The sequence below is a fragment of the Pseudarthrobacter niigatensis genome, assembly GCF_030812615.1.
Classification (GTDB): Bacteria; Actinomycetota; Actinomycetes; order Actinomycetales; family Micrococcaceae; genus Arthrobacter; species Arthrobacter niigatensis.
In genome coordinates this window covers 1-14711 of record NZ_JAUSTB010000013.1, presented here as the reverse complement: position 1 = coordinate 14711, position 14711 = coordinate 1, and the positions used below count along the sequence as shown (strand labels likewise).

13 protein-coding genes and 1 pseudogene are annotated in these 14711 nt (G+C 66.9%); 8 read left to right on the top strand and 6 right to left on the bottom strand.

Features of this window, described 5'->3' with window-relative positions; all coding sequences use genetic code 11:
- Positions 1 to 4: 4 nt before the first annotated feature.
- Entirely contained in the window at positions 5 to 1363 is a 1359-nt protein-coding gene (locus J2T23_RS16485) for an ABC transporter substrate-binding protein (RefSeq protein WP_307361749.1), read from the bottom strand.
- Between the two features lie 222 nt (positions 1364 to 1585).
- Here J2T23_RS16485 and J2T23_RS16480 point away from each other — a divergent pair, with 222 nt between their 5' ends.
- A complete protein-coding gene (locus J2T23_RS16480; RefSeq protein ID WP_246839777.1) occupies positions 1586 to 2641 on the top strand; it encodes a LacI family DNA-binding transcriptional regulator in 1056 nt (351 codons plus the stop codon).
- On the opposite strand, the pseudogene J2T23_RS16475 reads toward J2T23_RS16480, so the two are convergent.
- The 5 genes and pseudogenes from J2T23_RS16475 to J2T23_RS16455 all read right to left on the bottom strand — a co-directional run.
- Positions 2642 to 2884: pseudogene (locus J2T23_RS16475) on the bottom strand (CocE/NonD family hydrolase C-terminal non-catalytic domain-containing protein); the annotation flags it as partial.
- Positions 2885 to 3117: 233 nt separating this feature from the next.
- Complete coding sequence (locus tag J2T23_RS16470) at positions 3118 to 3744, bottom strand: alpha/beta hydrolase (RefSeq protein WP_307361746.1); 627 nt, start codon at positions 3742 to 3744, stop codon at positions 3118 to 3120.
- A gap of 37 nt (positions 3745 to 3781) precedes the next feature.
- Positions 3782 to 4822: an LLM class flavin-dependent oxidoreductase gene (locus J2T23_RS16465; protein WP_307361743.1), complete on the bottom strand. Its 1041-nt coding sequence runs from the start codon at positions 4820 to 4822 to the stop codon at positions 3782 to 3784.
- Positions 4823 to 4939: 117 nt separating this feature from the next.
- A complete protein-coding gene (locus tag J2T23_RS16460) occupies positions 4940 to 6187 on the bottom strand; it encodes an FAD-dependent oxidoreductase (protein ID WP_307361740.1) in 1248 nt (415 codons plus the stop codon).
- Positions 6180 to 7475 carry an MFS transporter gene (locus J2T23_RS16455; RefSeq protein ID WP_307361737.1) on the bottom strand — a complete coding sequence of 432 codons (1296 nt, stop codon included), beginning with the start codon at positions 7473 to 7475 and terminating at the stop codon, positions 6180 to 6182. The genes J2T23_RS16460 and J2T23_RS16455 overlap by 8 nt, the downstream gene beginning before the upstream one ends.
- Positions 7476 to 7523: 48 nt before the next feature.
- On the opposite strand from J2T23_RS16455, the gene J2T23_RS16450 reads away from it, so the two are divergent.
- From J2T23_RS16450 to J2T23_RS16420, 7 genes are all read left to right on the top strand, one after another.
- Entirely contained in the window at positions 7524 to 8330 is an 807-nt protein-coding gene (locus J2T23_RS16450) for an IclR family transcriptional regulator (RefSeq protein ID WP_307361734.1), read from the top strand.
- Between the two features lie 108 nt (positions 8331 to 8438).
- Positions 8439 to 9569: a cupin domain-containing protein gene (locus J2T23_RS16445; protein WP_307361731.1), complete on the top strand. Its 1131-nt coding sequence runs from the start codon at positions 8439 to 8441 to the stop codon at positions 9567 to 9569.
- Positions 9569 to 10411, top strand: a complete 843-nt coding sequence (locus J2T23_RS16440) for a fumarylacetoacetate hydrolase family protein (protein ID WP_307361728.1) — start codon at positions 9569 to 9571, stop codon at positions 10409 to 10411. Before J2T23_RS16445 ends, J2T23_RS16440 begins: the two co-directional genes overlap by 1 nt.
- Positions 10411 to 11187 carry a maleylpyruvate isomerase family mycothiol-dependent enzyme gene (locus J2T23_RS16435; protein ID WP_307361726.1) on the top strand — a complete coding sequence of 259 codons (777 nt, stop codon included), beginning with the start codon at positions 10411 to 10413 and terminating at the stop codon, positions 11185 to 11187. The genes J2T23_RS16440 and J2T23_RS16435 overlap by 1 nt, the downstream gene beginning before the upstream one ends.
- A gap of 240 nt (positions 11188 to 11427) precedes the next feature.
- Positions 11428 to 13023 carry a PucR family transcriptional regulator gene (locus J2T23_RS16430; RefSeq protein ID WP_307361723.1) on the top strand — a complete coding sequence of 532 codons (1596 nt, stop codon included), beginning with the start codon at positions 11428 to 11430 and terminating at the stop codon, positions 13021 to 13023.
- Positions 13020 to 13979 (top strand): glutaminase, encoded by a 960-nt coding sequence (locus J2T23_RS16425; RefSeq protein ID WP_307361721.1) that lies wholly within the window; start codon positions 13020 to 13022, stop codon positions 13977 to 13979. The genes J2T23_RS16430 and J2T23_RS16425 overlap by 4 nt, the downstream gene beginning before the upstream one ends.
- 46 nt (positions 13980 to 14025) lie before the next feature.
- Positions 14026 to 14711: amino acid permease (locus J2T23_RS16420; RefSeq protein ID WP_307361718.1), on the top strand; the 686-nt coding region annotated here is incomplete at its 3' end.

Below are 14711 nucleotides of genomic sequence, written 5' to 3'. Positions count from 1 at the left end.
GAACTTATCCTTTGGAGGCCCGGTCCAGGGAAGCCTGGCCCTTGTTTTGGGCATCTTTGATTCGGGAGTCGAGCGCGGATTCGTCCACCTTGCCGGCGGCCAGGTCCGGGATCGACTGGACAGTGACGTTGAGCAGGCCCAGCTGGATGTCGCCCCAGGCGCCCGTGAACGGGGTGGCCTTGGACTTGGCGGCGGCATCGGCCAGCGGCTTGAGCTTGGCATCGGTCAGGGTGGCGAGGGCCTCCGCGTTGGCCGGAAGGTCGCCGAAGACCTTCTGGTAGTTCAGCTGCTCGTCCTTGGAGGTGATCAGCTTGATGTAGGCGAACGCCAGGTCCTTCTGCTTGGAGTAATCGGCCACCACCAGGTTGTCGCCGGAGAGGATGCTGGCGGCGTCGCCATCGGACTTGGACTGGGTCTGGCCCGGAGCGATCGTAGGCATCAGGGCGTACTCGTACTTGCCGGCGACGGCTGACTTGTCGAGGGTGGGAATCGAGCTGGACGTGGTCATCATCAGGTACCCGGCCTTGCCGCTGGCAAAGGCGGCCACGGCGTTGCTGTTGCTCCAGCCAATGGATGCGGGGTCAACCACTTTGTCGTTGGTGAGCCAGCCGAAGTACGTTTCGTAGGCCTTCTTGACCGTGGGGTCGTCCATTTTCAGCTTGTTGCCGTCCACCAGCGGGTTGCCTGCCTGGACGGACATGGCCCAGATGAACTTCCAGGGATCAAAGCTGTCCTTGTATCCCGTGGCGATGCCGTAGGTGCCGTCCTTGGTCATCTTCTTCGCCTGGGCAGCCAGGTCATCCCAGTTGGTGGCAGGTTTGTCGATGCCCGCCGCAGCCAGCAGGTCCTTGTTGTACGCCATGACGAACGGCCGGCTGACGAACGGGATGCCGGCAAGGTGGTCCTTGTCCGGTCCGGAAATTCCCAGGGTTGCCGGGTTGAAGCGGTCCTTGCCGCCCACCTTCTTCCAGTCGTCGTCGGAGAGGGTCACGAAGGCCTTGGTGGCATATGCCGTGGGGGTGAACGTGGTTCCGAGGCTGTAGACGTCCGGGCCCTGGCCCGAGACCACGGACGTTTGGATGCGCGTGAGTTCATCGTTGGCCGAAGCGAAGGTTTCGAACTTCACGTCGGCGCCGGTCTCGGCCTTGAACTTCGCGGCAATATCGGACTGCCACTGCTTCTGCTGTTCCGGGTATTGGCTGGAAACGTTCACCAGGACGCTCAGCGTCTTCCCGGTGCCGTCCACTTTGCCGTCCGAGCTGGTTGAGCCGCCCCCGTTGCCGGAGCTCGATCCACACCCGGTCAAGGCGAGCGCTGCAGCTGTGACTATCGCCGCAAGCCCAGTAGTCGATTTAAACCTCATTGTTTTTCTCCTCTAGGACACCCGCATGGCCACATCCGTCCTGTGGCGGAGATCACTGCAGGCGACTCGAGAGTCAGTCTAGGAAGATGGCAACGCGACTGGCAAGCGGTTGCCAAAAGTTGCCATAAATGCTCAGATTGAGTTCAACAGGATTCCGGGAACGAGTAGCCTTGGAAACCCCAGATGGCCGGTCTTATCCCGGTCCGCGAGGAAGGCCCAGCGATGGCAGACCCAGCAACCACGGCGTCGTCAGTCCCGGCAAGCCTTGACGCAGGCGCCCGGCGGGACCGCCCACCCACCATCCGGGACGTGGCGGAACTCGCCGGGGTGGCCACCTCCACCGTGTCGCGGGCCCTCGCGCGGCCCGACCGGGTCAACCCGCGGACCCGGGCCCGGATCGAGGAAGCGGCCGCGGAGCTCAATTACGTGCCCAGCTCCCAGGCCCGCGGCCTCAGTTCCGGACGAACCAATGCGGTGGCCGTCCTGGTACCCGACATCACCAACCCGTTCTATTTCGACATCATCCGCGGCACCCAGCACCAGCTCAAGGCGGCCGGGGTCACCCAGCTCCTGGTGGACACCGAGGAGTCCAGCGAGATGGAACTCGATGCCCTGCACAAGATGCGCAAGTCCGCGGACGGCTTCATCCTTGCCGCTTCACGCCTGACGGACGCCCAGCTTGCGGAGGTCTCGCAGTCGCAGCCCCTGGTGACGTTCAACCGCGCGTCCACCAGCGCACCGACGGTGATGATCGATACACCCTCGGCCATCATCCAGGCCCTTGAGCACCTGGCCTCGCTGGGCCACCACAAAGTCTGCTATGTGGCCGGACCGCCCACCTCCTGGTCCAACCAGATGCGGTGGAAGGTTTTCGAAGAGGACGCCACTAAGCGCGGCATGGAGATCCACCGGATCGGCCCCTACACCCCGAAGACGACGTCGGGGGCTGCTGCCGCTGATGCTGCAGTCAGGACGGGGGCAACAGCCTGCATCGTCTTTAATGACCTGCTTGCCATTGGCATGCTCCAGCGGTTCAAAGCACGGGGCATTCGGGTTCCGGAGGACATAAGCATCGTCGGGTCCGATGACATTTTCGGCGCGGACTTCTGCAATCCCCCACTGACCACCATTTCCAGCCCCATAGAGCAGGCGGGCAGGGTGGCGGTGTCCATGCTGCTGGCACAGCTCAACCCGCTGTCGGGAAGTGCCAGCCGGCAGCTCGCCGTCATGCCCACCCACCTGACTGTCAGGGAGTCAACGGGTCCGGCGCCTGCCTGATCAGCCCACGGTAAACGGCAGGACCAGGCGGGACTGGTGGTGCGCGTCGCGGTAGATCTTGTGTGTGACCGGCCTGCCCACCGGGAGGTGGAAGGCGTCAGGCGGGAGCAGCGAGTTGTGTTCGTCGGCGAGCGGCTCGCCGTTGGACAGCTCCACTACCAGGCGGTGCCCCGGGTTGAAGGTGTTAGCGAACGGGTAGAGGCGGACCACGTATTCCTCGATCCTCCCCGGCTCCACCGGAACCGCGCGGGTGTGCGGATGGTAGGGGTTGCCCTCGGTGGTGCGGTCAGCTCGCCGGACGCTTCGCCGGGGAAACCCGCCACATCCGCGGCACCCTGGCCTTCACGCAGCTGGACTACGTGGCGACGCTGTGGACCCGCCGCAAGATGGAGCCAAACCGCGAGCACGCCCTGGAAGTGCTGGCGGACAGCTGGTACCACCTGCTCTGCGACGAAGGCTGACCAGGGCAGCGCAAGCTAGGCCCGTTCGGAGATCCACGCACCAAGCCCGGCGGCAGTTTCCGCGGTGAGGGCGTGCCCGCCCGGGTCCTTGCGGGCGTGGGTGTCCGCACCGGAGGCCCCCAGGAGGTAGTCCCAGGTGCGGCCCAGCAGGTCGGCCGGGATGACGGTGTCGGCTTCACCGTGGGCCAGGAACACCGGGGCGCCGGCAAGCCGGTCCGGCGACGTCGGGACGCCTGCGTCGAACGGCAGCGTCCCGTAAAGGATTGCCGTGCCCGCAAAACGCTGCGGATCAGCCAGCAGCAACCCGCCCGCGAACGCCGCACCGCCACTGAAGCCAACCAGGATCACCGGCCGGCCTTCCGGGGCGATCGGCTCCAGCCACGTCCTGAACCATTCCATTGTCTGGGCCAGGGACCCGGCCACGGGCCGCCCCGTCCCCCGGTTCGCGAACCAGGCGAACCCGCCCCCTGCCGGGATCGGTGCCCGGACGGCCGCGTAGGAGGGGCCTGCGGGAAGGTGGCTGGCCAGCCCGATGATTCCTGATTCATCCGATCCGCGCCCGTGCAGCAGCACCACGAGCGGGCGGTTGGGATCGTCGGGGCTCTGCCAGGCGACGGTGGGTTCGGCGAACGGTGCGTGCATATCTTTTCCTCGGTGTTGGTGGTGGAAATGGCTTGGGTCAGGCAGTGGCCGGGGCCCCGATTTCCCGGTTGACGGCGGGCATGATCTCGGTGGCGAGCAGCTCGATGGAACGCGCCGTCTCGGCAAACGGCAGCCCGCCCAGTCCGATCTGGGCCATGTACCGGCTGGTTCCCAGCGCCTCGTGGATGGCCAGGATCTTCTCCACCACCTGCTGCGGGCTCCCCACCAGCAGGCCGCCGCCGGGTTCGGACCAGTCATCGAAGGTTGAGCGCGGGAAGTGGTCCACCGGCCGGGGCATGTTCTGTTCGAAATAGGCCCGGTAATAGGGATAGAAGGTATCGCGTGCCTGCTGGGAGGTGGGCGCCACGTAGAAGTGGCCGCCGGCACCCACCGGAAGGGCGGAGGCGTCATGCCCGGCCTCGGCCGCGGTGTGCCGGTACAGCTCCACCAGGCGGCGGAACCGCTCGGGTCCGGACAGCAGTGCAACAAACAACGGCAGGCCCAGGCGTCCCGCACGGGCGAAACTCGCCGGCGTCCCGCCCACCCCCACCCAGACGGGAAGCTTTTCCTGCAGCGGCCGGGGGGCAATGTCCATGCCGGGGATGCTTTGGGTCAATGTGCCCTGCCACTCCAGGGTGGCGTTGTCCCGCAGCTCCAGCAGCATGCGCAGCTTTTCGTCGAAGAGGGCGTCGTAATCCGCGGTGTCGTAGCCGAACAGCGGGTACGACTCGATGAACGCTCCGCGCCCGGCGATGATCTCGGCGCGGCCGCCGGATATGAGGTCCAGGGTGGCGAACTGTTCGAAGAGCCGCACCGGGTCCTGAGTGGAGAGCACGGTGACGGCAGTGCCCAGCCTCAGGTTGGTGGTCTCGCGGGCAACTGCGGCCAGCACCATTTCGGGGGCGGACAACGCGAAGTCGCTGCGGTGGTGCTCGCCCAGGCCCAGGAAGCTGATGCCCGCCTGGTCGGCCAGCTTGGCCAGCCCAATGATCTCTTCCAGCCGCTGGTGCGGCGACTGGGCCAGCCCGGTTTGTCCGTTGCGCGACAGTTCGCCAAAAGTAAAAATGCCAAAGTCCATATTGGTTGAACATTCAACCGTGTGGATCTATTCCGGCACCTTCCCTTCCATCCAAGAAGGCGGGCGTACGACGCCGGGGGCCACCCGCCGTCGTACGCCCGCCTTGGCTGGCGGTGCTTAGGCTTCCACCAGCTTGGCTCCGGCCGGAACCTCAGCCGGGGCACCGGGCTCGTTGCGGCCGTACAGCCAGTCGTTGTACTGGAAGTTGTTGTCGCCGCGGCTCTTGAACAGCATGTTCCGCAGGACGCGTGCCACGCCGTCCACGTGCCAGGACTCGCCCCAGATACGGGCGGTGCGCTGGACGCGGGCGGTGCGGGCTGCGCGGGTTTCGTTGAACTCGCGGAAGGCGTCCTCCCACGCACCGGCGTCGATGCCTTCGGCCGTGAAGACGCGGTTGCTGGCGGCGTCCTGCAGCACTGCAGCGTCCTCCAGCGCCTGGCAGGCGCCCTGGGCCAGGTACTGCAGCATCGGGTGGGCGGCATCGCCGATCAGTGCCATGCGGCCGGAAACCCAGGTCTCGATCGGGTTGCGGTCGTACATGGGCCAGCGGATGCCGGTGGCCAGGTTCTTCAGGGCTTCCTGCACGGCGGGGACGCAGTCCTTGTAGGCTGCCTGGAGTTCGTCCACGCCGCCGTACTGCTCTTCGCCGCGCTCGAACGACGGAGACTTGAACACTGCCACGGTGTTGAGCAGCTGGCCCTTGCGGAGCGGGTACTGGACCAGGTGGCAGTTCGGGCCAAGGTAGACGATGACGTCCTCCAGGTCCGCCGCAGGGGTTTCCTCGGTGATGGGCACGGTGCCGCGGTACGCCACGTAGGCGGAGTTGACCGGGCCGTCGCTGGCAACGATGGCGCGCAGGGTGGACTTCAGCCCGTCCGCTGCCAGGATGGCGTCAGCCTCGAACACCTCGCCCTTGGCGGTGTAGGCGCGGGCGCGGTCGCCGTCGGTCTCCACTTTCTGCACCAGGACGTCGTTCACCAGGGTAACGCCGGCTTCCTGGCAGGCTTCGAGCAGGATCCGGTGCAGGTCGCTGCGGTGGATCACCACGTAGGGGGCGCCGTAGCGTTCCTCGAACTCGCCGCCCACGGTCTGGCGGGTGAGTTCCTCGCCGGTGATGGCGTCGCGGAACACCAGGTGCTTGGGCTGGACGCCGATTTCCAGTGCCTTCTCCAGCAGGCCCCAGCGCTTGAGGACGCGGGAGGCGTTGGGCGCCATCTGCAGGCCGGCGCCGACTTCACCGAAGGCGGGTGCCACTTCAACCAGGGTGACATCGGCACCGTTTTCGCGAAGCGCCAGCGCTCCGGCAAGTCCGGCCATGCCGCCGCCAACTACCAGGACGTCGGTGGACGCTTTGAGGTTAGACATTGGAAACTCCTACTGCTGTTGATTTCTTGATTTTGGTACCGGCGGCTGCGAGCAGGACTGCTGCTGCTGCGGCTGCTCCGGCAAATGCCAGGAAGTTCGAGTTGACGCCCAGGCCCGCTGCGAGCAGGAGCCCGCCGGCCTGGGGCGCTGCCACGGCCCCGATCCGGCCCACGCCAAGCGCCCAGCCAAGGGCGGTGCCGCGCAGGTGTGCCGGGTAGTGGCTTGCCACGGCGGCGATGATCAGGCACTGGGTGCCGTGCGTGCCCACGCCGGCAAGCACCAGCATGAGGTAGACGACGGCGACGGGCGGCCCGGTGACCAGGACCAGCAATCCGACGGCGGCCACGGCCGCTGCCGCGATGGCGGTGGGGATGGGGCCGAAGCGGGTGCCCGCCCAGGCGGTGAGCACCGAACCCGCCACCGCGCCAAGGTTGAGGGCCAGGGCGAACGTCAGGGCGGACCCGAGGTTGTAGCCTGCCAGCTGCATGAGGCTGGGCAGCCAGGTGCCCAGCCCGTACCAGGCGAAGAGGGTCACCAGGGTGCCGACGGCGAACAGCAGGCTGGTGCCGAGGTAGGGCGCGCGGAGCAGGGACCCGAATCCGACGGCTTCCTTGGCGGCACCGCCCCGGGCTCCGCGCTTGTGGTCCGGCGCCAGCGTCTCCGGCAGGTAGCGGATGCCCAGCGGGATAACCACCACCAGGGCGACGACGGCCACCAGGAACATGACCGGCCAGCCGAAGGCCGGGATCAGCGGAATGCCGACGAGGGCGGCGATGGAACCGCCGATGGGGACGCCGGACATCATCAGGGTGGCGATGGTGGACCGCCACTTTTCGGGAACGAGTTCTGCCACCAGGGCATTGGCCGACGGCACCAGGCCGCCCAGGCCAATGCCTGCCAGGAGCCGCAGGCCGCCGAAGACGGGCGCGTTGGGGGCAAAGGCGCAGAGGATGGTGAAGAGGGAGAACACGGCGGCGCAGCCGATGATGGTGCGCCGGCGGCCCCAGCTATCGGACATGCGGCCTGCGAAGACCGCTCCGATCATCATGCCGATGAAGGCCATCGACCCGATGGTGCCGGCGGTGGCCTTGGTCAGGCCCCAGCCGGTATCGCTGATGAGCGAGCCCTGGACCGTCCCATAGACGATCAGGTCATAGCCGTCGAAAACGACCAGCAGCCAGCACACCAGGACGGCAAGCACGGAACGCCGGGGAAACCCGGAACGGCCGGCGCCCGGGGCGGGGACGGCCGTGCGCTGCGGCGCTGCAGCGGAAGTTGTGTGATTCATCCCACCACTGTGCTGGCAGCCATACCGCTCCGCACATAAGATTCTGTTATGCAGAATCTTCCGGCCCGACGGAAGCCCACCTACTCCATTGAGGCGGTGGACAACGCCCTGCAGCTGCTGCAGCTCCTGCGGGACGTGGGCAGCCTGCGACTCAAGGACGCCGCGGCGGAACTGGGCGTGGCCCCGTCCACAGCCCACCGGTTGCTTGCCATGCTGGTCTACCGCGGCTTCGCGGTGCAGGACGAAACGCGCCGTTACGTGCCGGGCCCGGCCATGGGCGCCGGCCCTGCCGGGTTCAGCTGGACCCGGCAGCTGCGCGACATCTCCCGGCCCCACATGGAAGTCCTGTGCGCCCGCACCAACGAGACAGTCAACCTGATGATCCGGGTGGGCACCAAGGTCCGGTTCCTGGACACGGTGGAAAGCTCGAATATCCTGCGCGTGGGTGACCGCCAGGGGACATTGCTCCCGGCGCACAAGGCATCGGGAGGCAAAGCCATCCTGGCGGAGCTGGAACCGGCCGCGCTGGAACAGCTGTTCCGCGGCCCCAACGCGGAGCTGGCCGGCGACTACATTCCCGACGCCGAGTACCCGGCATTCCTGCGCGAACTTGAGTCGGTGCGGGCCAACGGATTCGCTGCCAACTTCGAGGGCACCGAGGAGGGCATCAGCGCCTTCGGGATGGCGCTGCACAACGGCAGGGGCATGGTGGTGGGCGCCTTGAGCGTGGCCACTCCGGTGGCCAGGTTCCGGCCGCTGTTCGACGCAGGGCTGGTGGGCGTGATGATGGAAACCCGCCGCCAACTGGAGATGGACATCGCGGCCAATCCGGCCGACGGCGGTGCGGGCGCCTGACCACGACTGGCAGCTCTTTCTGCTGTACAGAATATGCTGGGGATCACAGCGCTCATTCCTTAGGGTCGAATCCACGTCGCAGTCAGTCCGCACGCAAGGAGAAGGCCAGTGTCGATCAGCGCTGAAAACCAAACGCACGAATCCGTGGCACAGGAACACCATGTTCCCGAGCCCACCCCCGAGGAGGCTGCCCAGCTCGAGCAGCTGTACAAGGACTTCAACAAGGAAAACCTGATTCCCCTGTGGACGGAGATCGCGGACCTGATGCCCATGGTCCCTTCCCCCAAGGCGGTACCGCACGTCTGGCGGTGGAACGACCTGTACCCGCTCGCCGCCCGCGCCGGCGACCTGGTGCCCGTGGGCCGGGGCGGGGAGCGCCGGGCGATCGCGCTGGCCAATCCTGGCCTGGCCGGCACCCCGTACGCCACCCCCACCCTCTGGGCCGCCATCCAGTACCTGGGCGGCCGCGAAACCGCCCCCGAGCACCGCCACTCGCAGAACGCCTTCCGCTTTGTCGTCGAAGGCGAGGGAGTGTGGACCGTGGTGAACGGTGACCCGGTCCGGATGTCCCGCGGCGACTTCCTGCTCACCCCGGGCTGGAACTTCCATGGCCACCACAATGACACCGATGAGCCCATGGCCTGGATCGATGGGCTGGACATCCCGTTCGTCCACTACGCCGATGCCGGGTTCTTCGAGTTCGGCACCGAGCGCGTCACGGACGAGGCCACCCCGGACATCTCCCGCTCCGAGCGGCTCTGGGCCCACCCCGGACTGCGCCCGCTCTCCGGACTGGATGAGACCACCAACTCCCCCATCGCCGCCTACCGGTGGAAGTACACCGACGCCGCGCTGCGCGAGCAGTTGCTCCTGGAAGACGAGGGCCATCCGGCCACCGTGTCCCAGGGCCACGCCGCGGTCCGCTACACCAATCCCACCACCGGCGGGGATGTCATGCCCACCATCCGTGCCGAGTTCCACCGGCTGCGCGCCGGGGCCTGGACCGAGACCGTCCGCGAGGTGGGCTCCAGTGTCTGGCAGGTCTTCGAAGGCACCGGCACCGTGACCCTCAACGGCGAAACCAGGGTCCTCGCCAAGGGCGACCTGTTCGTGGTCCCGTCCTGGGCCGCCTGGTCACTGCAGGCCGAATCCGAGTTTGATTTGTTCCGGTTCAGCGACGCACCCATCTTTGAGCGCCTGAACTTCAACCGCACCTACATCGAAGGACGCAGCAAGTAATGAAACTCCTCACCCTCCGCCTCCCCGCCGGCACCGGCAACGGCAAGAGCACGACGGCGGTCCGCCAGGACGGCGACACCCTCACCGAAATCCCGGGGTTCTCCGACGTCGGGGCCCTGCTGCAGGACCCCGCCTGGGAAACCACCGCCAAGGAAGCCAAGGGCGCAACCCACGCCCTGGCCGGCGCCGATCTCGCCGCCGTCGTGCCTTCCCCCGGCAAGATCATCTGCGTGGGCCACAACTACCGCAACCACATCAAGGAAATGGGCCGGGAAGTTCCGGAGTACCCCACCCTGTTCGCCAAGTACGCCGAGTCGCTGATCGGTCCCAACGACGACCTGGCCCTGCCGCAGGAATCGGACACCGTGGACTGGGAAGCCGAACTCGCCGTCGTCATTGGCAAGGCCGGCCGCCGCATCCCCGAAGCCGAAGCCGCTGCGCACATCGCCGGTTACTCCGTGCTCAACGACGTCTCCATGCGCGACTACCAGTTCCGCACCATCCAGTGGCTGCAGGGCAAGACCTGGGAAAAGTCCACCCCGTTCGGACCGGCCCTGGTCACCAAGGACGAGTTCACCGCGGGCCCGCTGATGACCTCCGCCGTGGACGGTGAAGTCCAGCAGTCCACCCCCACCTCGGACCTGGTGTTCACCCCGGAGTTCCTGGTCTCCTACATCTCCACCATCATCACCCTGAACCCGGGCGACGTGATCGCCACCGGCACCCCCGGCGGCGTGGGCCACGCCCAGGACCCCAAGCGCTACCTGCAGGAAGGCCAGGTCCTGGTCACCACCATCGAGGGCCTGGGCCAGCTGACCAACCGCGTGGTCAAGGAAGCCTGATGGTTGCCCGGCACGACCAGGCCACTGATCCCGTCCTGCTCGACGGGCTCCTGCAGGCCCGGCGCGGCACCGCGTTCTTCGCCCGCAAGCTCAACGAGCTCAGCGACGCGGAACTGGACGGGGACTCGCTCCTGCCGGGCTGGACCCGCCGCCACGTTGTAGCCCACGTGGGCTACAACGCGCGGGCCATCGCCCGGCTGGTCGAGTGGGCAGCCACCGGGGTGGAAACACCGATGTACCCGTCCGTTGAGGTCCGCAACCACGAGATCGACTTCGGCGCGACGCTGTCCCCGATCGCCCTGCGCAACCTGTTCGACCACTCCGCCGTGCACCTGAACGTCGAATGGCGCGACCTGCCCGCCGACAACTGGCACCACAAGGTCAAAACCGTCCAGGGCAGGACCGTCCCGGCCGAAGAGACCGTGTGGATGCGCACCCGGGAAGTGTGGGTGCACGCCGTGGACCTGGACAACGGGGCCACGTTCAAGGACATCCCCGCCCCCGTCCTGGAACGGCTCCTGACGGACATCACCGGCGCCTGGCACACCCGCGGCACGGACAAGGACCTCGTGGTCGAGGTCACCGGGCAGCCGTCCCCGCTCATCTTCGGGGACACGTCATCCGCTTCCCCCACCGTGGTGTCCGGCTCCCTGGCCGCCATCGCGCAGTGGGCCACCGGCCGCGGCACGGACGGCACGACGGCACAGCGTCCAACAATGGAAGGCGGCGACGGGGAATCGGTCACCCCCGCGCCCCCGGCACCCGCCTGGATCTAGCTGTAGATCCAAAGTCCAGGCAAGCCATCGCCACACTCCCAAAGGCGGGTCAGCATACGCTGGCCCGCCTTTGGTGTTGCTGTCCGGGCGGCTCCCAGGCAGCGGACCTGCGCCTCGGGCTGGAAACCAAAAATCCGTGCCCGAGTTTGGGACCCGGCACATAATCAGGACGGCGGCCGCTGGATAGCATGAGGTCACCGGACAGAGCCGTCCGGCGGGATCGACGCAAAAGGACAACCCATGGCCGCGGTTACGGTGGACGACATCCTCTCGGATCTTCCCCTTGGCTTCGCCAGCCTCATCCTCCGCCCCGCCCCCTCGGCGCCGGCCATCGAACGGTTCCTGATTGTCGACGCCGACGACGAGTCCGTCCAGGCTGCCGGCGCGTTTGTCCTGCTCATCGGTGTCCGCGGCCGCTCCGCCCTGCCGGCGCTCCGGCGGCTCCTGAAAGACCCGCCCCCGGTAGTAGCCGTCAAAGGCAACCGCGAAGGCCTCTCCGAAGCGGAAGAACTCCTGCAGGCAGCGGGCTCGGGCCTCCTGCTGGTTGATCCGGCCGCCGACTGGGACCGCCTGCTGTCCATCGCAAAAGACCGGATCCAGCCGCGCAGCTACGAAAGCGAAGTCCTCACCCTGCTCGAGGAAGACCTGTTCGCCATCGCCCAGACCACGGCCAGGCTCACCTCCAGCCACGTGCTGATCGAGGACGCGGCCAACAAGGTCCTGGCGTACTCCACCGTCACCAACGACATCGATGAGCTCCGCAAAGCGTCCATCCTGTCCCGCCGCGGCCCGCGGAAGTACGAGCTGCTGCTCAAGGACCTGGGCGCGTACCGCGAACTCCACCGCACCCGGCAGCCCGTCCGCGTGCCTGCCCGGCCCCAGGACGGGCTGCGTGAACGGGTGGCCATCGCGCTCTTCGCCGGGGAGCGGATCATGGGCTACATCTGGCTCCAGGAGACCGGAGAAGGCTTCGGCCCGGACGTGGAGTACGTCCTCACCGGAGCCGCAGCCAGGGTTTCCGCCGAACTGATCCGATACCGCAACCAGCAGTCCGTCCACATGCGGGAGGACCGGGTGGCACGGATCCTGTCAGGTCCCGCCGAGGCCGCCGCCAGCGCCCACAGCGGAAAGATCCCCTCGGAGCGTCCCGCGGCGCTTCTCCTGATCGGCATGTCCGACGCCGACTCCCGGGCTGACGACGCCGCGCTCAAGCACGGAGAACTGGCCAACCTGGCCTCCATTCACGCCGCTGCATACAAGGCGTCCGCCGTCGTGGGCCAGTTCAACGGTGACACCGCCATCATCCTGCCGGACCTCCAGTCCGGCACGGCGGAGGCGGGGCTGAGGGCACTTGCCGAAGCGGTGGTCAAGGATGCCCGCAAACACCTCGGCATCATTCCCTTCGCCGCCGTCGGACCGCTGGCGCCGGACCTGCTGTCCATCCACGGGGTCACCGGCATCACTGAAGCGCTGCTGGCCTGCGTGCGGAACGCCACGCCGGGCACGGTGGCCACCGTTGATGATTTCGAGGCGGAAATCCTGTACCGCGAGGCGGTCCGGAACTTCCACAGCTCACCCTTCCGGCACCGCAGCATGGCGGCGTTGCTCCAGGAGGATACCGAACTCGCAGCAACCCTGCAGGCCTATTTCGACGCCTGCTTCGACGTCTCCGAATGCGCCAAACACATGAACCTGCACAAAAACACCGTCTACTACCGCGTTGCCAAGGCGGCCCGGGTGACCGGCCTGGACTTCAGCAACCCGCGCGACTCACTGGTGGCCCTGCTCCATCTCCAGGAGTGGGCCGACTCCAACAACACTTCAGGCAGGAAATGAGCACCACACTCAGCGCACCGCCCCTGGACATCCTCCTCGAGGAGATCGTCCGGGAACACCGGCCCCGAAAGGAAACCGGTGCCGTACCCGGCAACATCCCGGTCCTGGCGGCCGTCCCCTTCAACCGTTTTGGCATCGCCGTTGCCACCACCTCCGGCAAGGTCTTCAGCTCCGGCGACGCGGACGTCCCGTTCTCCATCCAGAGCATCTCCAAGGTGTTCACCCTGGCCATGGCGCTGCAGCGCGGCCGGTCCGGCCTGCTGTGGTCACGGGTGCTGCGCGAACCATCCGGAACAGCTTTCAACTCGCTGGTCCAGCTCGAAGCCGAGCACGGTATTCCGCGTAATCCCTTCATCAACGCCGGCGCCCTGGTGGTCACGGACCACCTGATGGAAGAGACGCCCGACGCCGCCGCGCACCTCCTGCAGTTCCTCACCCGGCAGGCGGGTACCGGAGGACAAACAGGCCAGGAGGGAGGGCCGGCGCCGTTCATCGACGAGGCCGCTGCTGCCGGTGAACTCGCCGGCAGCAGCCGCAACCTGGCCCTGGCCCACTTCCTCAAGGACTTCGGCAACCTCACCCAGCCGGCCGCGGCAGTGGTGGAGAACTACGTCCGCCAGTGCTCCATCATGATGACCTGCGTCCAGCTGGCCAAGGCAGGCCTGTTCCTTGCCAACGACGGCCAGGGAGCCCCCGGAGCCGTGTTGTCCCCGAGCGAGGCCAAACGGATCGGCTCCATCATGCTGACCTGCGGCATGTATGACGCCGCCGGCGAATTCGCGTACCGGGTGGGCCTGCCCGGCAAAAGCGGAGTAGGCGGCGGCATCCTGGTCATCGTCCCGGGACAATGCGCCATCTGCGTCTGGAGCCCGCGCCTGGACGCCAAAGGCAACTCCCTCGCCGGCACCGCCGCCCTGGCCGACCTCTCCGACCGCACCGGCTGGTCAGTCTTCTAAGTTTCCCCCATCCACCAAGATCTTTTCCGGATCGAAAGGAATCCCCATGCCCAACAACCCCAATGACGAGGTTGAGTTCGACCACCTGATTGATGGTGGTCACGCGCATGCGTCCGAGACCTCCCTGCACGCGGAGGACAAGGGTTACCACAAGAACCTCAAGCCGCGGCAGATCCAGATGATCGCGATCGGCGGCGCGATCGGTACCGGCCTGTTCCTGGGCGCCGGCGGCCGCCTCAACGCGGCCGGCCCGTCCCTGGTCATCGCCTACGCGGTGTGCGGGTTCTTCGCGTTCCTGATCCTGCGCGCCCTGGGCGAACTGGTCCTGCACCGGCCCTCATCGGGCTCGTTCGTTTCCTACGCCCGCGAATTCTTCGGCGAAAAAGCCGCGTTCGTCTCCGGCTGGTTCTACTGGATCAACTGGGCCACCACCACCATCGTGGACATCACCGCCGCCGCCCTCTACATGCACTTCTTCGGCAACTACATCCCCTGGATGGCCGACGTCCCGCAGTGGGCCTGGGCCCTGACCGCCCTCCTCGTCGTCCTGGCCCTGAACCTGGTCTCCGTGAAAGTCTTCGGCGAAATGGAATTCTGGTTCGCCCTCATCAAAGTCGCCGCCCTCGTCGCGTTCCTGATCATCGGCACCTACTTCGTCATCTTCGGCACCCCCGTCGACGGCCAGCAGGTCGGCATCAGCCTCCTGTCCGACAACGGCGGAATCTTCCCCAA